Genomic DNA, 24,470 nt, shown 5'->3' with positions numbered 1-24,470 from the left:
CGGTGGTCCCATGCAAAGTTCGTTGTTGTGCGCCGCGCAAGTGCTTTAGCGCTTACTCGGACCCCATGGCGTGGCTGGATGGAGTTAGTGCTTCAGCGCCTACGCTGGTCCCATGCAATCTCGTTGTTTTATCCCGCGCGCTGCGATGCCGCGCATCATTTCCAGCATAGTGCGTCGCGGCGGGTGTCTGCAGCAGCACCCACCTGCCCTGCCGCACTCCCGGCCAGGTTGACCGAAACGCGCCGGCGACGCGACCGATGAAGCGTACTCCGGCTGCCGGCCGCCGATCCAATGAGTTATGCTGAACTGCGTTATAAGCAGCGCTCATATCACGACGATGGATCTCACCCTGCTCCGCGCGTTCGCGACGGTCGCGCGCGAAGGCAACCTGACGCGCGCCGCCGCGCAACTGCACCTGACGCAGCCGGCCGTCAGCCTGCAGATCAAGCATCTGCAGGAAACGCTCGGCGTCGCGCTGTTCACGCGCACGTCGCGCGGGCTCGCGCTCACACGCGACGGCCAGACGCTGCTGCCGCACGCGGAACGCGCGCTGGCCGCGGCCGCCGACGTGCAGCGCGCCGCTGCCGCGCTGCGGCACGAGGTGCGCGGCCGGCTGCGGATCGGCACGATCCTCGATCCCGGCTTCCTGCGGCTCGGCGGCTTCCTGCGCGCGCTGGTCGAGACCCATCCGCAGATCGAGACGGCGCTGCGGCACGGGATGTCGGGCTGGGTGATCGAACAGGTGCGCGCGCAGGCGCTCGACGTCGGCTACTACATCGGCCGACCCGGCGACGATGATTCGCTCGACGGCGCACTGTTCCACACCGTCACGCTCACGCATTTCCAGTACCGCGTGCTCGCGCCGGCCGGCTGGAAGGAGCGCGTGCAGCGCGCGCACGACTGGCGCGCGCTCGCCGCGCTGCCGTGGATCTGGACGCCGCCGGCATCCGCGCATCACCGGCTGCTGTCGCGGCGCTTTGCGGAAGCGGGCGCGCAGCCGGTGAAGGTCGCCGAGGTCGACCAGGAGCAGTCGATGCTCGACCTCGTCAAATCGGGCATCGGGTTGACGCTCGCACGCGACTCGACCGCGCTGGCCGAAGCGCACGCGCACGCGCTGACGATCGTCGAACGCGTGACGGTGCCGACCGAACTGACGTTCGTGACGCTCGCCGAGCGGCGCGACGAGCCGGCGATCGCAGCCGCGCTGCGGCTGATCGAAGCCCAGTGGGCGATATGAGCGGTGCTGATGAAGGCGCGGCCGCCACGCGCCGCGCGCCGGCGTCGCACGCAACACGCGTCATCTCGCCGCCCCCGGCCCGTCGTCACGCCACCGCCGCCGCCTTTTTGCTAGATTGTGCGTTCGCACACCGCGAGACCCCTGATTGAAGGAGACCCGCATGGCCCGCAACATCGAGATCAAAGCCCGCGCCCGCGAATTCGACCAGCTGCGCGAACGCGCGGCGACGCTCGCGACCGAAGCGCCGCTGTTCTACCGCCAGCAGGATTTCTTCTATGACGTGCCGCGCGGCCGGCTGAAGCTGCGCCGCTTCGAGGACGGCACGCCGGCCGAACTGATCTTCTACCAGCGCGACGACCGCGACGGCCCGAAGGCGTCGTACTACACGCGCAGCCCCGTGACGAATCCCGACGCGATGCACGCGCTGCTCGCGACCGCGCTGACCACGCGCGGGATCGTGACGAAGGAGCGGCACGTGTACCTCGCGGGCCGCACGCGCATCCACCTCGACCGTGTCGACGGCCTCGGCGACTTCATCGAACTGGAAGTCGTGCTCGGCCCCGACGATGACGAAGCCGGCGGCGAAGCCGAAGCGCACGACGTGTTCACGAAGCTCGGGGTATCGCAGGACGATCTGGTCGCGGTCGCGTACGTCGATCTGCTGAACGCCGACACGCAGCAAGAAGCGACCTGATCCGGCCCCGCTGGCGGCGGTGCGGCGCGCACCGCCTGGGGCCGGTTCCCGCCAATAACGGGATTACGCGGGCCCTGCCGCCGCGTCACGCGGCGCCGGGTGCCAGGTGCGCGAGCGGCAGCGCCCCGTTGCGCTTGAAGGTCGTCAGCACGATGTTCGAGCGCACGCTGTCGACGCCGGGCACGCGCATCAGCTTCTTCATCACGAACTGCGACAGCGCGTTCAGGTCGGGCGCGACGATCCGCAGCAGGTAGTCCGCATCGCCCACCACCGCATGGCATTCGAGCACTTCGGGCAACACGTCGATCTGCTGCTGGAATTGCTCGATGATCGAATCGCCGTGGTGCTTGAGCTTCAGGCTCGTGAACGCGGTGACGCCGAGCCCGAGCTTTTCGGGCCGCAGCATCACGCGATAGCCTTCGATCACGCCGGCCGCCTCGAGCCGCTGCAGCCGCCGGCCGATCTGCGACGGCGACAGCGGCACCTCCTCGCCGAGTTGCTGATGCGTCGCGCGACCGAAGCGCTGCAGCACGTCCAGCAGCGCGAGATCGAAGTGATCGAGTTCCAGCATGAGCATTCTCCGCATTGATTCGTAATTTGATGCGAGATTATCGCATCATCACGCAAATCAACGCCAACTTTGCGCCCATTCCGCGTGCATGCCGCTCTACACTTGCATGGTTCCCAACCACAGCGTGCAGAGCCTGATCATGTCCACCGTCGTCACCGCGAAACTGCAGGAGCAGTTCGACGCGGGCCTCGAAACCCGCGCAGATTTCACCATCGACCAGCCGCTCGAACGCTACGGCCAGGTCGACCACGCGGTGTGGAAGCAGCTCTATGCACGCCAGTCGGCACTGCTGCGCGGGCGCGCCTGCGACGCGTTCGTCGCGGGGCTCGGCAAGATCGACCTGCCGGCCGATCGCGTGCCGTCGTTCGCCGACGTGAATCGCCAGTTGAAGCTCGCGACGGGCTGGGAGATCGTCGCGGTGCCGGGCCTCGTGCCCGATCGCGTGTTCTTCGGGCATCTCGCGAACCGGCGTTTTCCGGTCACCTGGTGGATGCGCCGTCCCGACCAGCTCGACTACCTGCAGGAACCCGACTGCTTCCACGACCTGTTCGGCCATGTGCCGCTGCTGATCGACCCGGTGTTCGCCGACTACATGCAGGCATACGGCCGCACCGCGCTCGCGGTCGCCGACGACGAAGCGGCGCTTGCGCGGCTCGCACGGCTCTATTGGTATACGGTGGAATTCGGGCTGATCCGCGACCCGCGCGGCACGAACGGGCTGTCGATCTACGGCGCCGGGATCGTGTCGAGCAAGGGCGAGAGCCTGTACAGCCTCGAAAGCGCGGCGCCGAACCGGCTCGGCTTCGACCTCGAGCGCGTGATGTGCACGAAGTACCGGATCGACACGTTCCAGAAGACCTACTTCGTGATCGACGATTTCGCGCAACTGTTCGCGCTCGCCGACGTCGACGGCCGCGCGCTGGCCAACCGGCTCGCGGCGCTGCCGGAATTCGCGGCCGGCGCGGTGCTCGATAGCGATCGCGTGCTGCATCGCGGCACGGGCGAAGGCTGGCCCGACGACGCCGACGCCTGACGCGCGCCAACGTGCGCCGGATGCCGGCCGCCCGTCCCAAGATGGCCGTCCCGCAACTATGAAACAATGACCGGTGCCGGCTGCGCCGCGCGGCGCAGCCGCGCGCGGGTGCCGTTACCGAACGAGAGGTGCAAGATGATCCACAAGCTCACATCCGAAGAACGCAAGACCCGGCTCGAAGGCCTGCCGCTCTGGACGGCCATGCCGGGCCGCGACGCGATCCAGCGCAGCCTGCGCTTCGCCGATTTCAACGAAGCGTTCGGCTTCATGACGCGCGTCGCGATCAAGGCGCAGGAAATGAACCACCATCCGGAATGGTTCAACGTGTACAACCGCGTCGACGTCACGCTGTCGACCCACGACGCCGACGGCCTGACCGAACGCGACATCGAACTCGCTCTGTTCATCGACCGCGCCGGCGCGCACGCGAAACCCGCCGCCTGAGCCCTTCCTCCACCACCGCGCATCTTTCGGTGCGCGGTGCGTCAACTTTTCATTTCGATGAACGTTTTCTACGATGTAGTCAGCGAAAGCCTTCAGCTTTCCAAGCCATCCTTAAGGCGCACGTAAGTCTCGTATGCTTTCCGCGCCTTGGGGTCCAAACCTTCCAGTTGCAGCGCGCTTCCGCGCTGTACAATCAGCAGCGCATACGGCTTGGAGAGCGCGCTGGCCTCTTCGCAGAGTTTGAGTTCGTCGCCGCTCGACGGCGAGCGGGCGCGCCAGAAATTGATCGCGGCTTCAAGGTCGTTGATCGAAATATCGGACATGATTGGATTTAATCGTTCGCTGGCCGCCATGCTTGATGTCACGCGATGCGGCGCCCCTGTGGAAACGGCTTCGTGCTGTCCGCGTGCCTGAACCGCCAACCCATTGTACTTGAGCGAACTTCATGCGACTCCTTCTGATCGAAGACGACCGCCCCATCGCACGCGGTATCCAGAGCAGCCTCGAGCAGGCTGGCTTCACCGTCGACATGGTGCATGACGGCATTTTTGCCGAACAGGCGCTGGCACAAAACCGCCACGAACTCGTGATCCTCGACCTCGGCCTGCCGGGCATCGACGGGATGACGCTGCTCACGCGTTTCCGCCAGACCAATCGCCACACGCCCGTCATCGTGCTGACCGCACGCGACGAGCTGAACGACCGGATCCAGGGCCTGAACTCGGGCGCCGACGACTACATGCTCAAGCCGTTCGAGCCGGCCGAGCTCGAAGCGCGCATCCGCGCGGTGATGCGCCGCAGCGGCCCGCACAGCGACATGCCGCGTCCGGAAGTGTCGCTCGGCGGCGTCCGCCTGTCGGGCGTCGACCGCCGCATCTTCAACGACGACAAGCCGCTCGAACTGTCGCCGCGCGAGTTCGCGGTGCTCGAGATGCTGCTGCTGCGTCACGGCCGCGTCGTCAGCAAGGCCCAGTTGCAGGATCACCTCACGCACTTCGGCGGCGATCTCGGCGACACCGCGATCGAAGTCTATGTGCACCGCGTGCGCAAGAAACTCGAGCAGTGCCGTGTCGAAATCGTCACGGTGCGCGGTTTCGGCTACCTGCTGCAGGAAATCCGCCAGACGGCGAGCGTCTGAGCGGCGCCGCGCGTCGGCCGGCCGCGTGCCGGCGGCGTTGTGCACCCTGCTCCGCGTCGTCGCCCGGCGCACGACCGCGCCGCTCCCCGTGAGCGGCGCTTATCCATTTGCCCGTCGAAATGTCTCCTGATCCGGCTGTGACCACCAGCCTGCGCCGCTCGCTGCTCCGGCGCCTCGCCGCACCGCTGTCGATGCTCGCGCTGATGAGCGGCCTGATCGCCTACTGGCTCGCGTGGCAATACACGCAGCACGTGATCGACCGCTCGCTCGCCGATCTCGCGACCGCCATCTCGAAACAGATCCAGATCGCCGGCCCCGACGCGCCGTTCACGGTGCCGCCGCTCGCGCAGGCGATGTTCTCCGATCCCGCCGAAGCTCTGATCTACCGGATCAGCGACGGCGAACAGGAGCTCGCCGGCGATCCGAAGCTGCCGCTGCAGGGCATCAACGTGCGCCGCATGCATCACGCGTACGTGTTCGAGGCCGAGTACGACAACCGCGCGGTGCGCGTCGCACAGGTACGCGTCGACGATGTCGAGGGCGGCAAGCCGATGGTCGTCGAGGTCGCGCAGCCGGTGCGGCACCGCTACCGGATCGCGCCCGAATTCCTCGTCGCGATCATGATGCCGCTGCTGCTGCTGCTGCTCGCGGGCTGGGGCATCGTGTGGCGCGTCGTGAACCAGCAACTCGGCCCGCTCACGCATCTCGCCGATTCGCTGAACCGGCAGACCCACACGTCGCTGGAACCGGTCGACGAAACCGAGGTGCCGCTGGAGATCCGGCCGCTGACGAGCGCGATGAACGCGCTGCTCGGCCGCCTGAAGACCGCCCTCGACGCGCAGCGCAAGTTCATCGCCGATGCCGCGCACCAGTTGCGCACGCCGCTCACGGCCGTGAAGCTGCATGCCGAACAAGCGGCCGTCGCGCGCGACCCGCACCAGACCTTCGCCGCGGTGCGCGAACTGCGTGCGGCCGCCGACCGCGCGGTGCGGCTGTCGAACCAGTTGCTGTCGCTCGCCCGCGCGGAGCCGGGCGAACAGGCCGCGCGATTCGTCGACGTCGACCTCGCCACAATGGCGTTCGAGACGGGTGCCGAATGGGTGCCGCGCGCGCTCGCGTCGCATGTCGACCTCGGCTTCCAGCGCAGCGACGCCCCCGGCGACGACGAGAAGCTGATCGTGCGCGGCAACCCCGTGCTGCTGCGCGAAGTGATCGCGAACCTGCTCGACAATGCGCTGAAATACGTGCCGCTCGCGCGGCCGGACGGCGCGCGGATCACGGTGAACGTCGCGCGCAGTGCGCTCGAAGACGGCCTGCCGGCCGCCGAGATCGTCGTCGAGGACAACGGCCCGGGCGTGCCCGCGAACCAGCAGGCCGACCTGTTCAAGCGCTTCTTCCGCGGCGACGCGCAAAGCGGCAACGGCGTCGAGACGGGTGCCGGGCTCGGCCTCGCGATCGTGCACGACATCATCGCGATGCATGGCGGCACCGTGTCGTACGAGGATGCGCCGGAAGGCGGTTCGCGCTTCGTGGTGCGGGTGCCGCTCACCCAGCGCACGGAGAAGCCGGCCAGCGAAACGCCGGCCGCCGCATCGGCGCATTGAGCGATCGCCACGCGATTCGCGTCGGGCGGCCGTTGAACGTGCAGCCCGACGGATAAGGAAACGGGAAGGACTGCCGCGCAACGCGGCAGCCGTCTGCTGAAGCGGCAGCGCATCGTGCGCTGCCGCCTGCATCACTTCCTGTTTTTCTTGTCCTTCGCGCTGGATTCGGACTTGCCGTCCTTCTTGTCCTTCTTCTTTTTCTTCTTCTCGCCGTCGTCCGACGTCGCGAGCAGCGTGCCGCGGCACGAAGCCGCGCCGCAATGGCATGCGTATTCGCGCTTGAGCTTCTTCGTCAGCTTCGCGTCGATCACGAGGCCGTAGTCGTAGAACAGCTCCTCTTCCGGCCCGATGTCGCGCAGCGCGTGGATGTACACGCGCCCTTTGACTTCCTCGGCTTCGCAGTTCGGCGCGCACGAATGGTTAATCCAGCGCGCGCTGTTGCCGTCGATCTTGCCGTCGATCACGCCACCTTCGTCCAGTGCGAAGTAGAACGTATGGTTCGGCTCGCTCGGATCGTGCGGATGGCGACGCAGCGCTTCCTTCCACGAGATTCGCTCGCCCTTGTATTCCACTACGCGTTCGCCGGCCTTGATCGGCGCCACCGCGAACACGCCCTTGCCGTGTACTCCCGAGCGGCGCACCGCGATCCTGCGTGAACTCATCGAACGAATCCTTGTGAAGACGAATGAATGGAAGACGGCCGCGACCGCGGCCCGGCGCGCGCCAAACGAAAACGCGGCACCGGTCGGTGCCGCGTCGGGGCATGCGGCGAATCACCCGCATCCTACACGTTCGATATTGCTTCGTTCAACATCGCGCGCAATATTGCGCGCTCGACGCTCAACGCTGGCCGAACGCGATGTCGCCGAACAACGCCTTGTGCTCGCGCGGCTGCGAGCGCCAATACTGCGGCGGCGCCGTCACCTGCGCGCCGAGCTCCGCCGCCGCGTGCCACGGCCAGCGCGGGTCGTACAGCATCGCGCGCGCCATCGCGACGAAATCGGCATCGCCGGCCTCGATGAGCCGGTTCGCATGTGCGGGCTCGTTGATCAGGCCGACCGCCATCGTCGGCATGCCGACCGCGCGCTTCACGGCCTGCGCAAACGGCACCTGGTAACCCGGCGACAGCGGAATCTTCTGCAGCGGCGACACGCCGCCGGACGACACGTCGATCCAGTCGCAGCCTCGGCGCTTCAATTCGTGCGCGAATGCGATCGTGTCGTCGAGCTCCCAGCCGCCTTCGACCCAGTCGGTCGCGGACACGCGCACGCCGACCGGCCGGTCCTCCGGAAACGCCGCGCGCACGATCTCGAAGATCTCGAGCGGAAAACGCATCCGGTTTTCGCGCGAGCCACCGTATTCGTCGGTGCGCCAGTTCGCGAGCGGCGACAGGAACTGGTGCAGCAGGTAGCCGTGTGCCGCGTGCACCTCGATCGCGTCGATGCCGAGCCGCGCGGCACGCTTCGCGGCGGCCGCGAACGCGTCGCGGATCCGGTTCAGCCCCGCGGCGTCGAGCGCGAGCGGCGGCGTCTCGCCTTCCTTGTGCGGCACGGCCGACGGCCCATGCGGCAGCCAGCCGCCGTCGGCGACCGACACGAGCTGGCCGCCGTTCCACGGCACCTCGCTCGACGCCTTGCGCCCCGCATGCGACAACTGCATCGCGATGCGAACCGGCGAGTGCTTGCGAATCGCCGCGAGCACGGGCTTCAGTGCGGCTTCGGTCACGTCGTCCCAGAGGCCAAGGTCGGCATGCGTGATGCGCCCGTCGGGTTCCACCGCAGTCGCCTCGATGCAGAGCAGGCCCGCGCCCGACAGCGCGAGATGGCCGAGGTGAATCATGTGCCAGTCGGTCGCCTCACCGCGTTCGGCCGAGTACTGGCACATCGGGGAGATCACGATCCGGTTCGGAAGGGTCACGCCGCGCAGCGTGAATGGAGAAAACAGCGCAGTCATGGAAGCCGCTCGCCTGGAAAGGGAAAGAGCGGACGAGCGTAGCACGCAGGCTTGAAGCGTGCAGATGGCGCGATCGGCAGTAAGCGGATGGTCAGGTGTGGCCGGCAACAGGTTGCCGGCGCGGCGGGAAACGCGTCGCATGCAGCGACGCGCCGGCCTGCAACGGATGCCGGCCGGGCCAAGGATTCGCGGCAGACGGTGCCGCCCGCTGCGTCAGAGCCCGACGCTGTCGAGCCACTCCGCGAACATTCGCCGTGCGGCCGACTCGAGCGCGGGGCCGTACTGGGCGGTATCGGCACGCAACTGGCTTGCGTCGACGCCGGGCGTCGCCGCGATTTCGCCGGCGTTCCCGATCAGCCACGGTTCGAAGCGGTCGGTGCGGATTTCCGGATGGCATTGCAGCGCCAGCACGTGCTGCCCCCACGCGAAGGCCTGGTGGCGGCAGGCCGGCGTCGACGCGAGATGGATCGCGCCGCCCGGCAGGTCGAACGTATCGCCGTGCCAGTGCAGCATCGACGTCGCCGCGCCATCGAGATGGCGCAACGGCGACGCACGGCCGGCATCGGTGAGCGTCAGCGGCGCCCAGCCGAGTTCGTGCTGCGCAGCCGGATAGACACGTGCGCCGAGCGCACGGGCGATGAACTGCGCGCCGAGGCAGATGCCGAGGATCGGCAGCCCCGCGTCGATGCGCTGGCGCACGAGCGCCGCGAGCGGCGCGATCGTCGGATACTGCGCATCGTCGTACACGCTGAGCGGCCCGCCGAGCACGACGAACAGCGACGGCTGGAGCACATCGAGCACCTCGAACCGCGACGATCCGACGTCTACATAGCGCACCCGCCGGCCCCGTTCGCCGAGCACCTGCTCGAAGCTTCCGAGATCCTCGAAATGCACGTGGCGGATCGCCACGACTTCAGCGTTCATCATCGGCCTCCCGGTCGATCGACGGACGTCAGCCTGCGAAAATCTTCCAGGTCTTCTTCTGCGTCGCCGCGTCGGCTTCTTCCTGCACCGAGCAGTCGAGACGCAGGTCGTTGTCGGCCATCGAGATGTCGAGCGCCGCGCAGTAATGCACGGTCTTCTTCGACAGCTTGCCCGGCTGGAAGTGGGCGCACGTCAGGCACATGCGCTGCGGCGGCGTCACACCGGCCACCTGCAGCTCGCGCAGCGTCTTCAGCAGCGCGCGATACAGTGCGCCCTGCTCGTCCGCGCCGAGCTTGCCGACCGCTTTCGTCAGGAATTCAGGCCATTGCAGCGCCTTCTTCGCGGCCGTGCGGCCGCGGGCCGACAGGCGCACGGCCAGTGCGCGGCCGTCGTCCAGCGCACGGCGCTTCTCGACGAGCCCCTTCGTCTCGAGCGTGCTGACCGCATCGCTCGTGGTCGCCGCGGTGAGCTGCGTCTCGCGCGCGATCTCGCCGAGCCGCATCGGGCCCTTGCGCTGCAGCAGCAGCACGAGGATCTCGCCCTGCGTCGGCGTCAGGCCCGCGCCTTCCGCCCAATCCCATGCCTGGCTTCGCATGGCCGTACTCAACCGCAGCAGGCTGTGGGTGACACGTCCCGAAGCCTGGTTCCCGTAAACGCCTTCGCTCATAGTCTTTTCGCTTTGCCGCCGCCCGGATTACCGAGCGGCCGTAGTGTGGAGATCGAATGTCCATCTCAAAACAGACGCACTCTTGCGAGTGCATCAGCACGGCCGTCGCGAGGCACACGCGGCGGTCGCGTTCGCGGCGACCGGTGAGACACGCGTCGTTCCGGTGTCCGCAAAGCCGACATTCTAAGCGAGAGCGGAAAATCGCACAGCTAAGTTATCCCCTGCAGCCTGTGGAAAATCGCTGGATAACTGAAATTTTTTGTTGTGCCTGCAATGCCGCGCCTGCGGAACGGGGCGCGCCAGCATTTTCCTGTTCGGATCGGCCATCGGGTGAATGGCAACGATCCACCGGGTTATCCCACCCTCAGATCGTTGACTTTGCAGCGGAATATCGGGTTATCCACAGATTTTCAGGACGACTGCCAACGATTTCAGCCTGAAACTGTACCAACCGTCGTTCAGCGAATCGAGACGCGGTCGAGCCTGCAATCTGCAAAACATTTTTTCATTCGCGCCAACGTAAGCACTGCTGCCGGACCGTCTCGTTCAGCGATTTTTCCTGCTTGAAAACGGTTCTCAACCACGATGCGTCGTTCACGCGCGCCTTGGCAAGCGCGCCGATCTCGTCGAGCGCCGCGCGCGAACCGAGCGCGGCCGCATGCGGCGCGATCCGGTCGAGCGTGTCGAGGATGTCCTCGGCGATCGTGCGGCGTTCACCCGTCTGAGGATTCACGCAGGTACCCTCGAGTCCGAAGCGGCACGCTTCGAAACGGTTGAACGTATAGACGAGGTAGTCGTCCTCCGACAGCTTCAGCGGCCGGTCGGTCAGCAGGTAGCGCGCGAGCGTCTGGATGTAGCAGGCGATCGCCGCCGCGCGGTCGACCGACAGCGGCGTATCCATCACCCGCACCTCGATCGTCCCGTAGCCGGGCTTCGGGCGGATGTCCCAGTAGAAGTCCTTCATCGAGTTGACCACGCCCGTGTTCACCATCTTCATGAAGTACTCCTCGAAGCTGTCCCAGGTCAGCACGAACGGCGCGCGGCCCGACAGCGGGAACGCGAACACCGAATTCAGGCGTGCCGAATGGAAGCCCGTATCGACGTTCTGCACGAACGGCGACGACGCGGACAGCGCGATGAAGTGCGGAATGAAGCGCGACATCGAGTGCAGCAGGAACAGCGCGCTGTCCGGATCGGGACAGCCGATATGCACGTGCTGGCCGAACACGGTGAACTGTTTGGCCAGATAACCGTAGAGCTCAGAGATGTACTGGAAGCGCGGCGCATCGTAGATCTGCCGGTCGCTCCATTGCTGGAACGCGTGCGTGCCGCCGCCGGCGAGCCCGACGTTGAGCTGGTCGGCCGCCTTCACGAGCACGTCGCGGATCGCATGCAGCTCGCTGACCGCCTGCTCGTGCGAATGGCAGATGCCGGTCGACAGCTCGATCATGCTCTCGGTGATTTCCGGCGTGATGTTGCCCGGAAAGGTCTCGCCCTGGATCAGGCGCATCAGGTCGGATGCGGCCTTGGTCAGGTCGTAGTTGTGCGTGTTGACGACCTGGATCTCCAGTTCGACGCCGAACGTGAACGGTTCGGAATTGACGAAGGTTTCGAGTGCCATGGCAGGTTCCGGAATCAGTTGCTGTCGCTGCGTTCACCGACCGCCGACAGGCAGCGGTAGACGACGAACGGGCTGATGAGCTGCAGGACCACGATCGTGCACATCACGATCGCGCGCAGGTGCGGGTCGAAATTCGGATAGAGCTGGTAGGTATCGTCGACGAGCAGGTACGACAGCGCGGACATCGGCGTCAGCGCGATGCCGAGCGCGACGCCCTGTTTCATCCCGATGCCGCTCGGCTTCGCGAACGCGGCGACGCCGGCGAGCTTCGCGACGAGCCGCGTGACGATCAGCACGATCGCGAGCAGCCCGCCGAGCGCGATGTCGCCCCACGTGAACGACGTGAGCGTCAGCACGAACAGGACCACCGTCAGCAGCCAGCCGGCCGTGCCGAAATGCTCGGGCCACAGCTGCGGACGCGCTTCGAGGTTCTTCACGATGATGCCCGCGAGCAGCAGCGTGAGCAGCGTCGACAGCTTCAGCGCCTGCGCCACCGCGATCGCCAGCATCACGAGCCCGAACAGCGCGACGAACGAATGCTCGTCGCGCATCGTCGACGTCATGTGACGGAACAGGAAATTGCACGACCGCGCGACGAGGTACGCGACGATGAACGAGCCGGCGATCAGGTAGACGGGTTGCAGGATCGTCGCGAAAACGTTGCCGTACGCTTCCTGGTGAAGCCAGCTGGTGACGAGCTTGGTCAGCACGATCGCGTACACGCTGTTGAGCGCGGTGAGCGTGATGAGGCGCTGCGACACCTGCCCTTCCGCGCGCAGTTCGGTCTTGAGCTGGATCACCATCGACGGCGACGTCGCGATCGCGATCGCCGACAGCACGAGCGCAACCATCCCCGAAACACCGAGCGCCAGCATCACGAACAGCACGAGCACGAACGTCAGCGTGGCTTCCGCGAGGCTCGACGCGATGAGCCACGGATTGCGCCGGATCCAGCGCAGGTCGAGGCGGCTGCCGAGCTCGAACAGCAACAGGCCGAGCGCGACGTCGATCAGCAGCCGCGAGGTTTCGTCGGTGCTCGCGTCGATCACGCCGAATCCGAACGAACCGGCGACGAGACCGATTACCGCATAACCGGTGATGCGCGGCAGGCGCCATGCGCGATAGCACAGTTCGCCACACAGGCCGGCCGCGAACAACGCGAGCCCGGCCCAGAACACGGCATCCGGCGCGAGCGGCCAGTTGGGCAGGAATGAGAACGCCGACTTCATCGTGGTGACTTCTCCTTTGGAAGCAACCGCCAGCGACGCGGGGTCAAGCGTCAGAAATGGATGCGCGCCGGCTGGGTATCGCCCCGAATGTGATTGTTGTGGTCGACGACGGCGGGACATGGGGTCCGCCTGTTCCGCCATCCGGCGGAAAGTCGCACAGGTTGCCGATCTGGATTGTCGGCCTGGTGTGTGAACGGACTGCGCAGTCTCGAAGATTCAGATTCGAAATCGTGCCGACCGTTCCATTGAAGCACGTCCGGCGCCTGGCCGAACGAACGCGAAGGAAACCGATTGTGCCACAGCTTTTTCGGTCTGGAACCCATTGAATACGACTCGCGGCGCTGTGCGGCACCGCAGGTCTTTGGTTTCAAAGGTTTACCTGTATATATACGTAGTAGAAGTTAACAAAGGACGCACAGTTCTGTGGATAACTTCGGTTTACGTCGACAGATCAATACCTTGGCGAAACCATAACCCGTTGCACAGGCTGTTCGTGCACAGAAGTTTGAGATGAGCAACTTTGGGGCCACCTCACAGCTGTGCCGAGTTACCCAGTTTACGTCCACTGTGATTACACACGAAGCGCGCGCGGATTCCGCAAGCTTATCCACAGCATCGAGTGGATAACCTTGCGCGGGGAAATCGGGAAACTGTGAACGATTGGCGTGGCCGATCAGCCAATCAGCCGGCCGAGCCGACGCGGCGTGCGCGCAGCGCGCGGATCAGGAAGCGGGCGGGATCGACGGCTTCGGCGAGTTCGCGCTCGAGCGGCCACGGCTCGCCTTCGAGCTGCGATGCGATCAGTTCGGCGCCGAGCGCGGCCCACACGAGGCCGCGCGAGCCAAAGCCGAATGCGCCGTAGAGGCCGGGTGTACGCGGCAGGTCGCGCGCCTTTGCGCCGCTCAGCGCGCGTGCGTTCGCAACGGCCTGCGCTTCGTCCGCGAGCGGTCCGATCAGCGGCAGGCGATCGCCGACGACCCAGCGGAATGCAACGCGGCCGCGCAGCGTGTCGAGATCGGGCACGTCGCCGATCAGGCCCGGCAGCAGGTGCCGCACGCGGTCGAGGTTTTCGACGTGGCCGGCCGTGCGCATCGCGGGATCGACGTCGTCGGGTTCGAACGTCGCGCCGATCAGCAGCGTGCCGTCGGCGAGCGGCACCGCGTAACCGTCGCCGATCGCCGGGCATGGCAGCGGCGCCGTACTGCCCGGCGGCAGCAGCGTGAGCTGGCCGCGCACCGGTTGCAGCACGACATGCTGCAGCCCCGCGAGACGCACGGCGTCGCCCGCGTTCGCAAGCACGACGACCGGCGCTTCGGCCAGCGTGTCGCCTGCCGCATCGAGCGCATGCCATGCGTCGCCCCGCCGCTCGAGCCGCGCGACGCCGGTGGACGCGAGCAAGCGCACGCGTTCGCCGGCCGCCGCGCATTGCGCCGCGCACAGCCCGGCCGGCCAGACGGCGCCGCCGTGCGGAAACAGCAGGCCGCCATGCGCGACCGGCAGGTTCAGATGCGCGCGCGCGGCATCGGTATCGAGCAGCGATACATAGTCGGACGGCGCGCCGAACGCATCGAACGCATCGCGCATCCGCGCGAAGTCGTCGGCCGATTCGGCGAGATGAATCATGCCGTGCGTGCTGCGCGCGAACGCATGGCCCGCGCGTTCGAGTGCGCGCCAGCGTGCGATCGCGTGCAGGAAGCCGCTGCGCGTGAGCCGGCTTGCGATGTTGTCGTCACGTGTCATCAGCGGATGGAATACGCCGGCCGGATTGCCCGATGCTTCGCTCGCGATCCGTTCGTGCCGCTCGATCAGCGTGACGTCCCAGCCGCGCGCGGCCAGGCGTTCGACGACCGCGCAGCCGGCCAGGCCCGCGCCGATCACGATCGCGCGGCGCGCTGTAACGGGCAGTGCGCGCGGTGGCTCGTGCCGGCGCGCGCGCCAGCGTGGCGCGTATTCTCCGACGAGCGAATCGTCGACTTCGCGACACGTGAAACCCGATTCGCCGAGTGCGTGTTTCACGGCGCCGGAATTCGCATGCGTTGCAAACGTCGCGCCTTCGCCGGCGATTTTCGCGAGCGCGCGGGCCACGTCGGTCGCGCGGAGACCCGCATCGCTCGATGACGTGAAGCCATCAAGATAAAACGCATCGGCGCGCGCGACGAGCTTCGTCAACATGTCGACGGCATCGCCGAACGCGAGCGTGAGCACCACGCGCCCTTCGTCGAATTCGAGCCGGTGCAGGCCCGGCACGAGCATCGGCCATGCGTCGACCAGTGCGTCGACGTCGGCCGATATGGTTGTGTTCGCAACGATATGCGAAACCGCGCGGCGCAGGTCGTCGGGCGAGAACGGATGCGGCTCGACTGCGACGAAATGCAGCCGCTCGCAGCGCGCCGGATCGTCGCGCCACGCGGCCCATGTCGCGAGGAAGTGGCTGCCCGCGCCGAATCCCGTCGCGACGATCGTGAACGTGCGGCGGCCTTGCCAGCGCGCCGGCAGCCCGTTGCCGGAGACGCACACGTGATGCGCAAGCACACCAGATGCGCTGCGATGGAGGTCGCCGTACTCGGGCGAAACGAGCGTGCCGTCGTCGCGAAGCGCGAGCGTGGCGGGAACAAGTCGGTCGGGCATGCGAAACAAAAAACGTGGCAGCCAAGCCTGGCAAGGGATTGCGCGGGGCCGTCCGACCGGCCGTTGGAAAAAGCCAACGGGGCGGCGCATGGGCGGACCGCGCTGCGTATCCTGTTCGGTTGGCGTAGGTCAAAAAACAGGCAATCGACGATTCATTCGGCGAAATACCGATGAAAATCTTTGAAACCCTTGTCGTTATTGGGTTTGCGCTGCGCTATCATAGCAACGCCGTACCGCGGGGTGGCCGCCGGCAAGCCGGAGGGCGCGTCGCGCGGGCCAGGATTCGGCGCTGTGTCGTCGGAGTCTGACTCTCGACGGCACGGTTCGCGCACGTATAATCGGCGCGTTCGCGCTGTTCGTGTCAACCTAACCTGATAAAGGAACCTTAATGAACAAACAGGAACTGATCGACGCCGTCGCCGCCCAAACGGGCGCCAGCAAGGCTCAAACCGGCGAAACGCTGGACACGCTGCTCGAAGTCATCAAGAAGGCCGTGTCGAAGGGTGATGCGGTTCAGCTGATCGGCTTCGGCAGCTTCGGTTCGGGCAAGCGCGCAGCACGTACGGGCCGCAACCCGAAGACCGGCGAAACCATCAAGATCCCGGCAGCCAAGACGGTCAAGTTCACGGCTGGCAAGGCGTTCAAGGACGCCGTCAACAAGCGTTAAACCAGCGCCTGTTCCAAAAAAAACCCGCCTTTCGGCGGGTTTTTTGTTGGGCGCGCGCGGCGTTTTCGCCACAGTCCGCACCGCTCTTGCAAGATTTAACGGTTGTTTTTACAAGCCGTTACCGAGCTGTCAGGCATGCACGATTTGCGTGTCGCCGTGATCGTCGTCGTCGTGCGAATCGATATCCCACGCCGGGAATGGATCGTCGAACGCGCTCCATCCCGCCGCGCCGACGGCGAATTCCGCATCGGTCAGCAGGCACGCGTCGAGTTTCTCGCGCCATGCATCGGCGTCGAGCGCGATGCCGATCAGCACGAGTTCCTGGCGGCGATCGCCGACCGTGCGATCGTCGAGATCGCCGTGCCATTCGGCGCGGATTTCATCGAGCAGCTCGTCGTCGTCCGGCCATTCCGCGCGATCCTGCGCGGCCCACCAGAGACCTGCCGGGCCATGCCGGCATACGCCGCCCGCCTGCGACAGCGAGCCCGCGATGTCGTTGCGCGTCGCGAGCCAGAAGAAGCCCTTGCTGCGCAGCACGCCCGGCCACTCCTGGTGCAGCAGCGTCCAGAGTCGTGCCGGATGGAACGGCCGGCGCGCGCGGTAAACAAAATTGCCGATCCCGAATTCGTCGGCCTCGCCGTGCACGTGCGCATGATGTTCGTCATGACAGTCGGGGTCGTCGCAATGCGTGTGATCGTGATCGAGCGACGCGAGCCAGCCCGGCGCATTCGCGGCCTCGTCGAAATCGAAGCGGCCCGTGTTCAGCACTTCGTCGAGCGGCACGTCGCCGAACGTCGACACGACCTGGTGCGCACGCGGATTGAGCCGCGCGAGGATGTGCTGCAGGCGAGCGAGTTCGTCCGCGCCGACGAGGTCGGCCTTGTTGATCACCAGCACGTCGCAGAATTCGATCTGCTCGATCAGCAGCTCGACGAGCGTGCGGTCGTCTTCCTCCGACGCGGCGATGCCGCGCGTCGCGAGTGCGTCGTCGGAGCCGTAGTCGCGCAGGAAGTTGTACGCGTCGACCACGGTGACGAGCGTGTCGAGCCGCGCGATCTTCGACAGCGACTCGCCGTCGTCGTCGACGAACGTGAAGGTTTCGGCGATCGGCATCGGCTCCGCGATACCGGTCGATTCGATCATGATCGCGTCGAAGCGGCCTTCGGACGCGAGGTTGCGGATCTCGACGAGCAGGTCGTCGCGCAGCGTGCAGCAGATGCAGCCGTTCGACATTTCGACGAGGCGTTCCTCGACGAGCGACAGCGCCTGCGCGTCGCGCACGAGCGACGCGTCGATGTTGACCGCCGCGAGATCGTTGACGATCACGGCGACTTTCAGGCCTGCGCGGTTTGCGAGGATGTGATTGAGCAGCGTGGTCTTGCCGGCGCCGAGGAAGCCGGACAGCACGGTGACGGGCAACGGCTGGTTCATTGCGGTACACACCAACGGAAAAGATGAAAAAGCGGCCGCGGCCCCATCCGGGGCGCGATCGGCCCGCGGGCGGGCGAACCTGCGGCGTGAGCCCGCATTGTGCATCAAACGCGCGCCGGCCGGCCGGCACCGCGTCAGGCCGCGATGCGGCGCGATGTCATTGCACGGGCGGCAGCAGCTTCCACTGCGTCAGGATGCCGGCGATCTGCCGCGCGTATTTGTCGCGCAGCGACGGCGTTTCGGAATGGTAAGCGCCGACGGCCTGCCACGTGTTGCCGTAGCGGTTCATCTTCTGTTTCAGATGCCACGCGGCGACGTAGACGTTCTTGCACGGCTCCATCAGCGTGCCGCGGTCGATCCCGTAGCGCGACAGCGTCGACAGGTGGACCGAGTTGATCTGCATCAGGCCGTAGTCGATCGAGCCGTTCGTGTTCTTGTTCAGCGCGCCGGGCCGGTTGCGCGATTCCTGCCACGCGATCGCGCGCAGGATCAGCGGATTGACCTGCTGGTATCTGGCGGCCTCGTCGAAACAATCCGCGCGAGCGTTTGCGCTGGCGAACCACACGCCGGCGGCGATCCACGCAATCGAAGCGAACCGTCTGTTCATGGTGCGAAAACGAAAGGAAAATGCGTGAGGGTCGGGAAAACCCGTGCCTGTTATTCGTGCGGCGAGAAACCCGTCGCACGTATCATACCGACAGTCCGTCAGGTTGCGACATGCGGAAATACGACAGCCGGGTTATACCGCATTTCCGTGTCGGTTCATCTCGAAACGGGGGCGATGGCCGGCATGCCGATATAGCACCGAATCTTACATATCGCATACGGCTCGCCCGATACATGTCGTATGTGAGACAGTCTTCGGATCAATGTGATATTTCGGACATGAAAAACTGCTAATGTCGCCTTTTTCGGACTTGGATCCCAGCACTACCGCCGGAAGCGGCCTGAGCCGGCATCGACCCATTCATCCATGACAAGAAATCGCTTCGTTATGCGGCGCATTGCCACGACCCTCGTCGTCGCCGGCATCATCGTCTCGCAGGCCGCCTACGCTCAGGTCACGCTCAACTTCGTGAATGCGGATATCGACCAGGTCGCGAAGGCGATCGGCGCCGCAACCGGCAAGACCATCATCGTCGACCCCCGCGTGAAGGGGCAGCTCAACCTCGTTGCCGAACGTCCGGTGCCGGAAGACCAGGCGTTGAAGACGCTGCAGTCGGCGCTGCGCATGCAGGGCTTCGCGCTCGTGCAGGATCACGGCGTGCTGAAGGTCGTGCCCGAGGCCGACGCGAAGCTGCAGGGCGTGCCGACCTATGTCGGCAACGCGCCGCAGGCGCGCGGCGACCAGGTGATCACGCAGGTGTTCGAGCTGCACAATGAATCGGCGAACAACCTGCTGCCCGTGCTGCGGCCGCTGATCTCGCCGAACAACACGGTGACGGCCTACCCGGCGAACAACACGATCGTCGTGACCGACTATGCGGACAACGTGCGCCGCATCGCACAGATCATCGCGGGCGTCGACAGCGCCGCGGGCGCGCAGGTGCAGGTCGTTCCGCTGCGCAACGCGAACGCGATCGACCTCGCCGCACAGTTGCAGAAAATGCTCGACCCGGGCGCGATCGGCAACAGCGATGCAACGCTGAAGGTGTCGGTCACGGCGGACCCGCGCACCAACTCGCTGATGCTGCGCGCGTCGAGCGCATCGCGCCTCGCGGCCGCGAAGCGCCTCGTGCAGCAGCTCGACGCGCCGAGCGCGGTGCCCGGCAACATGCACGTCGTGCCGCTGCGCAACGCCGATGCGGTGAAGCTCGCGAAAACGCTGCGCGGGATGCTCGGCAAGAGCGGCAGCGACAGCGGCTCGTCGGCGTCGTCCAACGATGCGAACAGCTTCAACCAGAGCGGCGGCTCGTCGTCGAGCGGCAATTTCTCGACCGGGTCGTCCGGCACCCCGCCGCTGCCGTCGGGCGGCCTCGGCGGTTCGTCGTCCTCGTCGGGGGGCTACGGCAGCTCGTCGGGCAGCGGCGGCGGTCTCGGCAGCGCCGGCCTGCTCGGCGGCGACAAGGACAAGGGCGACGACAACCAGCCGGGCGGGATGATCCAGGCCGATGCGGCGACCAACTCGCTGATCATCACCGCGTCCGATCCGGTTTACCGGAACCTGCGCTCGGTGATCGACCAGCTCGACGCGCGGCGTGCGCAGGTCTATATCGAAGCGCTGATCGTCGAGCTGAATTCGACGACGCAAGGCAACCTCGGCATCCAGTGGCAGGTGGCGAGCGGCCAGTTTCTCGGCGGCACGAACCTGAACCCCACGCAAGGTTTGGGCAACAGCATCGTCAACCTGACGACCGGCGGCACGGCAGCCACCACCGGGCTGGCGGCCAACCTCTCGACGCTGACCCAGGGCCTCAACATCGGCTGGCTGCACAACATGTTCGGCGTGCAGGGGCTCGGCGCGCTGCTGCAGTATTTCGCGGGCGTGAGCGACGCGAACGTGCTGTCGACGCCGAACCTGATCACGCTCGACAACGAGGAAGCGAAGATCGTCGTCGGCCAGAACGTGCCGATCGCGACCGGTTCGTATTCGAACCTGACGAGCGGCACGACGAGCAATGCGTTCAATACCTACGACCGTCGCGACGTCGGCCTGACGCTGCACGTGAAGCCGCAGATCACCGACGGCGGAATCCTGAAGCTGCAGCTCTATACCGAGGATTCGGCAGTCGTCGCCGGCACCACGAGTGCGCAGACCGGCCCGACCTTCACGAAGCGCTCGATCCAGTCGACGATCCTGGCCGACAACGGCGAGATCATCGTGCTCGGCGGCTTGATGCAGGACAACTATCAGGTGTCGAACAGCAAGGTGCCGCTGCTCGGCGACATCCCGTGGATCGGCCAGTTGTTCCGTTCGGAATCGAAGCAGCGCGCGAAAACCAACCTGATGGTGTTCCTGCGTCCGGTGATCATCTCCGACCGCAGTACCGCGCAGCAAGTCACGGCCAACCGCTACGACTACATCCAGGGCGTGACGGGGGCATACAAGTCGGACAACAACGTGATTCGCGACAAGGACGACCCGATCGTCCCGCCGATGCCGCTCGGCCCGAGCCAGGGTGGCACACCGGCAGGGAACCTGTTCGATCTCGACAAGATGCGCCGCCAGCAGATGCAACGCCAGGTGGCGCCGGTCCCGGCCCAGCCGTTGCCGGAGCAGACGCCTGCGCAGCCGCAAGGCGTGCCGCAGCAGGCGGTGCCGCAACAGCCGCTGACCGCCCCGGGAGCCTCGCAGTGAGCGACGTGCTCGCGTCTTCCGCCCACGACGGCGCGCCGGGCGAACGGCAGCCGCCGTCGCCGCTCGCCGCGCGCCTGTTGCCGTACGGCTTCGCGAAGAGCGGCCAGGTGCTGATCGCGCACCAGCTCGACGACACGCTCGAGGTGTGGATCAGCGAACGCACGAGCGATGCCGCGCTTGCGGAGATCGCGCGCAACTTCGGCTCGATTTCCGTGCACCGCGTGCCGGCCGACGAGCTCGCGCAGGCGATCAACCAGGCATACGCGCGCCAGGACGGCAGCGCCGCGCAGGTGGTCGGCGAGGTCGAAGGCGAAGTCGACCTGTCGCGGCTGATGCAGGACATCCCCGAAGTCGAGGATCTGCTCGAGTCGGAAGACGACGCGCCGATCATCCGGATGATCAACGCGCTGCTCACGCAAGCGGCGCGCGAACAGGCGTCGGACATTCACATCGAGCCGTTCGAGAATTCGTCCGTCGTGCGTTTTCGCGTCGACGGCACGCTGCGCGACGTCGTGCGCCCGAAGAAGGCGCTGCACGGCGCACTGATCTCGCGGATCAAGATCATGGCGCAGCTCGACATCGCGGAGAAACGGCTGCCGCAGGACGGCCGCATCACGCTGCGCGTCGGCGGCCGGCCGGTCGACGTGCGCGTGTCGACGCTGCCGACCGGGCACGGCGAGCGCGCGGTGCTGCGTCTGCTGGAAAAGGATGCGAAGCGCCTGAATCTCGAAGCGCTCGGGATGGGCCGCGACACGCTCGTCCAGTTCGACAAGCTGATCGCGCGACCGCACGGCATCGTGCTCGTCACGGGCCCGACGGGTTCGGGCAAGACGACGACGCTGTACGCGTCGATGTCGCGGCTCGAAACCGCGACGACCAACATCATGACCGTCGAGGACCCGATCGAATACGACCTCGGCGGCATCGGCCAGACGCAGGTGAACGAGCGGATCGGGATGACCTTTGCCCGCGCGCTGCGCTCGATCCTGCGTCAGGATCCGGACGTGATCATGATCGGCGAAATCCGCGACCTCGAAACCGCGCAGATCGCGGTGCAGGCGTCGCTGACGGGCCACCTCGTGCTCGCGACGCTGCACACGAACGATGCGGCATCGGCCGTCACGCGCCTGACCGACATGGGCGTCGAGCCGTACCTGCTCGCATCGTCGCTGCTCGGCGTGCTCGCGCAGCGCCTGGTGCGGCAGCTCTGCCCCGTCTGCAAGGAAGAGCGGCACGAGGATGGCCGCACGCTGTGGCATCCGGTCGGCTGCGACAAGTGCGGGCATTCGGGCTACGCGGGCCGGCGCGGCGTATACGAACTGCTGCTGGTCGACGATTCGATCCGCTCGCTGATCCATCGCAACGCGGCCGATGCCGAGATCCTGGCCACCGGCCGCGCGGAAGGGATGCGCACGCTGCGCGACGACGCCGAGCGCTGGCTGGCGGCCGGCGCGACGTCGCTCGAGGAAGTGCTGCGCGTGACGGGAGGCGCGTAGCGCGATGCCGGCATTCCGTTTCGAAGCGATCGATGCGGCGGGACACGCGCAGAAAGGCGTCATCGATGCCGACAGCGCGCGTGCCGCGCGCGGCCAGTTGCGCACGCAGGGGCTTACGCCGCTCGTCGTCGAGCCGGCCGCCAGCGCGACGCGCGGCGCGCGTACGCAGCGCCTCGCGTTCGGCCGCAAGCTGTCGCAGCGCGAACAGGCGATCCTCACGCGCCAGCTCGCGAGCCTGCTGATCGCGGGGCTGCCGCTCGACGAGGCGCTCGGCGTGCTGACCGAGCAGGCCGAACGCGACTACATCCGCGAACTGATGGCGGCGATCCGCGCCGAGGTGCTCGGCGGCCATTCGCTCGCGAATGCGCTGGGCCAGCATCCGCGCGATTTTCCGGAAATCTACCGCGCGCTCGTTGCGGCGGGCGAGCATACGGGCAAGCTCGGCATCGTGCTGTCGCGCCTGGCCGACTACATCGAGCAGAGCAACGCGCTGAAGCAGAAGATCCTGCTGGCCTTCACGTATCCGGGCATCGTCACGCTGATCGCGTTCGGCATCGTGACGTTCCTGCTGAGCTACGTGGTGCCGCAGGTCGTCAACGTGTTTGCGAGCACGAAGCAGCAGTTGCCGATCCTCACGGTCGTGATGATGGCGCTGTCGGAATTCGTGCGGCACTGGTGGTGGGCGATCATGATCGCGGTCGCGCTGGTCGTGTGGTTCGTGAAGGCGACGCTGTCGCGCGACGGGCCGCGGCTCGCGTTCGACCGCTGGGTGCTGACCGCGCCGCTCGCGGGCAAGCTCGTGCGCGGTTACAACACGGTGCGCTTCGCGAGCACGCTCGGCATCCTCACCGCGGCCGGCGTGCCGATCCTGCGCGCGTTGCAGGCGGCCGGCGAGACGCTGTCGAACCGCGCGATGCGCGCGAACATCGACGACGCGATCGTGCGCGTGCGCGAAGGCTCCGCGCTGTCGCGCGCGCTGAACAACGTGAAGACGTTTCCGCCGGTGCTCGTGCACCTGATCCGTTCCGGCGAAGCGACGGGCGACGTGACGACGATGCTGGATCGTGCGGCCGAAGGCGAAGCGCGCGAGCTCGAACGTCGCACGATGTTCCTGACGAGCCTGCTCGAGCCGCTGCTGATCCTGGCGATGGGCGGCATCGTGCTCGTGATCGTGCTGGCCGTGATGCTGCCGATCATCGAGCTGAACAACATGGTGCAGTGACGGCCTGACCAGTTGGCGAGGCCGTCGCCGTTCCGTTCAGCGCATGTAGATCGCGGGGGACGGCGTGTTCGCCGGGAGCTGGATTTCGGCGCGGGCGCCGTTGCGGTCGACGATGATCGAGCGGGGGCGGACTTCCGCGAGTTTCGCGCCGGGCGCGACCTCGGCACCGAGCGACACCGCGCGCGGCGGTTCTCCGCCGACGCCGATGATCGCAGCTGCGCCGCGCTGGAGCGCGAGGATGCCGAACAGGTGGATGTCCTGCACGGGATTCTTGTCGAGCTGACCGCCGAAGAGCGCCGCGGCGTCCTCGGTGCGGATCGGCGGCCGAGCGGCGGCGGCGGGCAGCGGCGCTTCGCGGGCCGACAGCGTGACGACCCAGTAGGTGGCCGTCGCGCACAAACCCGCGAAGAGGGCTAGGGAAAGAATCCGGATCGAGAGCGCGTTCATGCGCGCTATTGTACGGATGTATATGAAATTTGCGTTGGGTGAAAGCCCTCGGCGATGCGCGCCTTACAATGCGTGCTCCGCGCCCGCGGGTCCGGAAGGTTGCCGTCAGGTAATCGTCCGATGTGCCGGGTGCGTCACTCAATCGACGATATTTTTTGGAAAGAGG

22 protein-coding genes are annotated in these 24,470 nt (G+C 66.5%); 10 read left to right on the top strand and 12 right to left on the bottom strand.

Annotated features, from left to right (window positions below; all coding sequences use genetic code 11):
• Window positions 1–337 precede the first annotated feature (337 nt).
• Together GD429_RS23935 and GD429_RS23930 are read left to right on the top strand one after the other, a co-directional pair.
• Window positions 338–1,237: a LysR family transcriptional regulator gene (locus tag GD429_RS23935; RefSeq protein ID WP_152860520.1), complete on the top strand. Its 900-nt coding sequence runs from the start codon at window positions 338–340 to the stop codon at window positions 1,235–1,237.
• Window positions 1,238–1,397: 160 nt separating this feature from the next.
• A complete protein-coding gene (locus GD429_RS23930) occupies window positions 1,398–1,931 on the top strand; it encodes a class IV adenylate cyclase (protein WP_152860518.1) in 534 nt (177 codons plus the stop codon).
• 85 nt (window positions 1,932–2,016) lie between these two features.
• Here GD429_RS23930 and GD429_RS23925 read toward each other — a convergent pair whose 3' ends face one another.
• Complete coding sequence (locus tag GD429_RS23925) at window positions 2,017–2,502, bottom strand: Lrp/AsnC family transcriptional regulator (protein ID WP_006408082.1); 486 nt, start codon at window positions 2,500–2,502, stop codon at window positions 2,017–2,019.
• A 106-nt stretch (window positions 2,503–2,608) separates the two neighbouring features.
• Here GD429_RS23925 and phhA point away from each other — a divergent pair, with 106 nt between their 5' ends.
• Window positions 2,609–3,535, top strand: a complete 927-nt coding sequence (phhA, locus tag GD429_RS23920; protein ID WP_152860516.1) for a phenylalanine 4-monooxygenase — start codon at window positions 2,609–2,611, stop codon at window positions 3,533–3,535.
• 66 nt (window positions 3,536–3,601) lie between these two features.
• On the top strand, window positions 3,602–3,979 hold the full coding sequence (locus tag GD429_RS23915; protein WP_263349006.1) for a 4a-hydroxytetrahydrobiopterin dehydratase: 378 nt from the start codon (window positions 3,602–3,604) through the stop codon (window positions 3,977–3,979).
• A 92-nt stretch (window positions 3,980–4,071) separates the two neighbouring features.
• Here GD429_RS23915 and GD429_RS23910 read toward each other — a convergent pair whose 3' ends face one another.
• Window positions 4,072–4,302: a DUF3717 domain-containing protein gene (locus GD429_RS23910; protein WP_047899440.1), complete on the bottom strand. Its 231-nt coding sequence runs from the start codon at window positions 4,300–4,302 to the stop codon at window positions 4,072–4,074.
• A gap of 122 nt (window positions 4,303–4,424) precedes the next feature.
• Between GD429_RS23910 and GD429_RS23905 the strand changes: the two genes are divergently transcribed.
• Both GD429_RS23905 and GD429_RS23900 read left to right on the top strand, forming a co-directional pair.
• A complete protein-coding gene (locus GD429_RS23905; protein ID WP_006401494.1) occupies window positions 4,425–5,117 on the top strand; it encodes a response regulator transcription factor in 693 nt (230 codons plus the stop codon).
• 119 nt (window positions 5,118–5,236) lie between these two features.
• Complete coding sequence (locus tag GD429_RS23900; RefSeq protein ID WP_152860514.1) at window positions 5,237–6,721, top strand: sensor histidine kinase; 1,485 nt, start codon at window positions 5,237–5,239, stop codon at window positions 6,719–6,721.
• Window positions 6,722–6,852: 131 nt separating this feature from the next.
• Here GD429_RS23900 and GD429_RS23895 read toward each other — a convergent pair whose 3' ends face one another.
• From GD429_RS23895 to mnmC, 7 genes are all read right to left on the bottom strand, one after another.
• Entirely contained in the window at window positions 6,853–7,383 is a 531-nt protein-coding gene (locus GD429_RS23895) for an SET domain-containing protein (RefSeq protein ID WP_152860512.1), read from the bottom strand.
• 178 nt (window positions 7,384–7,561) lie between these two features.
• Window positions 7,562–8,674, bottom strand: a complete 1,113-nt coding sequence (locus tag GD429_RS23890; RefSeq protein ID WP_152860510.1) for an NADH:flavin oxidoreductase/NADH oxidase — start codon at window positions 8,672–8,674, stop codon at window positions 7,562–7,564.
• A 213-nt stretch (window positions 8,675–8,887) separates the two neighbouring features.
• Complete coding sequence (locus GD429_RS23885; RefSeq protein WP_152860508.1) at window positions 8,888–9,598, bottom strand: glutamine amidotransferase; 711 nt, start codon at window positions 9,596–9,598, stop codon at window positions 8,888–8,890.
• 28 nt (window positions 9,599–9,626) lie between these two features.
• Window positions 9,627–10,265 carry a MarR family winged helix-turn-helix transcriptional regulator gene (locus GD429_RS23880; RefSeq protein WP_152860506.1) on the bottom strand — a complete coding sequence of 213 codons (639 nt, stop codon included), beginning with the start codon at window positions 10,263–10,265 and terminating at the stop codon, window positions 9,627–9,629.
• Window positions 10,266–10,770: 505 nt separating this feature from the next.
• A complete protein-coding gene (locus tag GD429_RS23875) occupies window positions 10,771–11,886 on the bottom strand; it encodes a YbdK family carboxylate-amine ligase (RefSeq protein ID WP_034183814.1) in 1,116 nt (371 codons plus the stop codon).
• A 14-nt stretch (window positions 11,887–11,900) separates the two neighbouring features.
• The gene (locus tag GD429_RS23870) at window positions 11,901–13,115 is read right to left on the bottom strand and encodes a cation:proton antiporter (RefSeq protein ID WP_152860504.1); all 1,215 of its coding nucleotides are present in this window, start codon (window positions 13,113–13,115) and stop codon (window positions 11,901–11,903) included.
• A 681-nt stretch (window positions 13,116–13,796) separates the two neighbouring features.
• Entirely contained in the window at window positions 13,797–15,743 is a 1,947-nt protein-coding gene (gene mnmC / locus GD429_RS23855; protein WP_152860502.1) for a bifunctional tRNA (5-methylaminomethyl-2-thiouridine)(34)-methyltransferase MnmD/FAD-dependent 5-carboxymethylaminomethyl-2-thiouridine(34) oxidoreductase MnmC, read from the bottom strand.
• A gap of 388 nt (window positions 15,744–16,131) precedes the next feature.
• Here mnmC and GD429_RS23850 point away from each other — a divergent pair, with 388 nt between their 5' ends.
• The gene (locus GD429_RS23850) at window positions 16,132–16,410 is read left to right on the top strand and encodes an HU family DNA-binding protein (protein WP_006401505.1); all 279 of its coding nucleotides are present in this window, start codon (window positions 16,132–16,134) and stop codon (window positions 16,408–16,410) included.
• Window positions 16,411–16,539: 129 nt separating this feature from the next.
• Here GD429_RS23850 and GD429_RS23845 read toward each other — a convergent pair whose 3' ends face one another.
• Window positions 16,540–17,853, bottom strand: a complete 1,314-nt coding sequence (locus tag GD429_RS23845) for a GTP-binding protein (RefSeq protein WP_321574829.1) — start codon at window positions 17,851–17,853, stop codon at window positions 16,540–16,542.
• Window positions 17,854–17,998: 145 nt separating this feature from the next.
• The gene (locus GD429_RS23840; RefSeq protein WP_152860498.1) at window positions 17,999–18,448 is read right to left on the bottom strand and encodes a lytic transglycosylase domain-containing protein; all 450 of its coding nucleotides are present in this window, start codon (window positions 18,446–18,448) and stop codon (window positions 17,999–18,001) included.
• 366 nt (window positions 18,449–18,814) lie between these two features.
• Between GD429_RS23840 and gspD the strand changes: the two genes are divergently transcribed.
• From gspD to gspF, 3 genes are read left to right on the top strand one after another with little or no spacing between them, the layout of a single operon-like run.
• Window positions 18,815–21,139, top strand: coding sequence for a type II secretion system secretin GspD (gspD, locus tag GD429_RS23835; RefSeq protein WP_152860496.1), 2,325 nt, complete (start codon window positions 18,815–18,817; stop codon window positions 21,137–21,139).
• A 5-nt stretch (window positions 21,140–21,144) separates the two neighbouring features.
• Window positions 21,145–22,635: a type II secretion system ATPase GspE gene (gspE, locus tag GD429_RS23830; RefSeq protein WP_321574827.1), complete on the top strand. Its 1,491-nt coding sequence runs from the start codon at window positions 21,145–21,147 to the stop codon at window positions 22,633–22,635.
• Between the two features lie 4 nt (window positions 22,636–22,639).
• Window positions 22,640–23,857, top strand: coding sequence for a type II secretion system inner membrane protein GspF (gspF, locus tag GD429_RS23825; protein ID WP_152860494.1), 1,218 nt, complete (start codon window positions 22,640–22,642; stop codon window positions 23,855–23,857).
• Between the two features lie 36 nt (window positions 23,858–23,893).
• Here the strand turns inward: gspF and GD429_RS23820 are convergent, their stop codons facing one another.
• Window positions 23,894–24,304, bottom strand: a complete 411-nt coding sequence (locus tag GD429_RS23820; RefSeq protein WP_152860492.1) for a type II secretion system protein N — start codon at window positions 24,302–24,304, stop codon at window positions 23,894–23,896.
• Window positions 24,305–24,470: the final 166 nt, after the last annotated feature.

Source organism: Burkholderia sp. BE17 (genome assembly GCF_009362305.1).
Lineage (GTDB): Bacteria > Pseudomonadota > Gammaproteobacteria > Burkholderiales > Burkholderiaceae > Burkholderia > Burkholderia pyrrocinia_C.
The sequence above is the reverse complement of the archived record's forward strand: the minus strand, read 5'-3'. Positions and strand labels throughout refer to the sequence as shown.

What these genes read in the sequence shown, in the direction of transcription:
- GD429_RS23935 (WP_152860520.1), top strand. Translation starts at nt 338, where the DNA reads ATGGATCTCACCCTGCTCCGCGCGTTCGCGACGGTCGCGCGCGAAGGC.
- GD429_RS23930 (WP_152860518.1), top strand. Translation starts at nt 1,398, where the DNA reads ATGGCCCGCAACATCGAGATCAAAGCCCGCGCCCGCGAATTCGACCAG.
- GD429_RS23925 (WP_006408082.1), bottom strand. Translation starts at nt 2,502, where the DNA reads ATGCTGGAACTCGATCACTTCGATCTCGCGCTGCTGGACGTGCTGCAG.
- phhA (WP_152860516.1), top strand. Translation starts at nt 2,609, where the DNA reads ATGGTTCCCAACCACAGCGTGCAGAGCCTGATCATGTCCACCGTCGTC.
- GD429_RS23915 (WP_263349006.1), top strand. Translation starts at nt 3,602, where the DNA reads ATGACCGGTGCCGGCTGCGCCGCGCGGCGCAGCCGCGCGCGGGTGCCG.
- GD429_RS23910 (WP_047899440.1), bottom strand. Translation starts at nt 4,302, where the DNA reads ATGTCCGATATTTCGATCAACGACCTTGAAGCCGCGATCAATTTCTGG.
- GD429_RS23905 (WP_006401494.1), top strand. Translation starts at nt 4,425, where the DNA reads ATGCGACTCCTTCTGATCGAAGACGACCGCCCCATCGCACGCGGTATC.
- GD429_RS23900 (WP_152860514.1), top strand. Translation starts at nt 5,237, where the DNA reads ATGTCTCCTGATCCGGCTGTGACCACCAGCCTGCGCCGCTCGCTGCTC.
- GD429_RS23895 (WP_152860512.1), bottom strand. Translation starts at nt 7,383, where the DNA reads ATGAGTTCACGCAGGATCGCGGTGCGCCGCTCGGGAGTACACGGCAAG.
- GD429_RS23890 (WP_152860510.1), bottom strand. Translation starts at nt 8,674, where the DNA reads ATGACTGCGCTGTTTTCTCCATTCACGCTGCGCGGCGTGACCCTTCCG.
- GD429_RS23885 (WP_152860508.1), bottom strand. Translation starts at nt 9,598, where the DNA reads ATGAACGCTGAAGTCGTGGCGATCCGCCACGTGCATTTCGAGGATCTC.
- GD429_RS23880 (WP_152860506.1), bottom strand. Translation starts at nt 10,265, where the DNA reads ATGAGCGAAGGCGTTTACGGGAACCAGGCTTCGGGACGTGTCACCCAC.
- GD429_RS23875 (WP_034183814.1), bottom strand. Translation starts at nt 11,886, where the DNA reads ATGGCACTCGAAACCTTCGTCAATTCCGAACCGTTCACGTTCGGCGTC.
- GD429_RS23870 (WP_152860504.1), bottom strand. Translation starts at nt 13,115, where the DNA reads ATGAAGTCGGCGTTCTCATTCCTGCCCAACTGGCCGCTCGCGCCGGAT.
- mnmC (WP_152860502.1), bottom strand. Translation starts at nt 15,743, where the DNA reads ATGCCCGACCGACTTGTTCCCGCCACGCTCGCGCTTCGCGACGACGGC.
- GD429_RS23850 (WP_006401505.1), top strand. Translation starts at nt 16,132, where the DNA reads ATGAACAAACAGGAACTGATCGACGCCGTCGCCGCCCAAACGGGCGCC.
- GD429_RS23840 (WP_152860498.1), bottom strand. Translation starts at nt 18,448, where the DNA reads ATGAACAGACGGTTCGCTTCGATTGCGTGGATCGCCGCCGGCGTGTGG.
- gspD (WP_152860496.1), top strand. Translation starts at nt 18,815, where the DNA reads ATGACAAGAAATCGCTTCGTTATGCGGCGCATTGCCACGACCCTCGTC.
- gspF (WP_152860494.1), top strand. Translation starts at nt 22,640, where the DNA reads ATGCCGGCATTCCGTTTCGAAGCGATCGATGCGGCGGGACACGCGCAG.
- GD429_RS23820 (WP_152860492.1), bottom strand. Translation starts at nt 24,304, where the DNA reads ATGAACGCGCTCTCGATCCGGATTCTTTCCCTAGCCCTCTTCGCGGGT.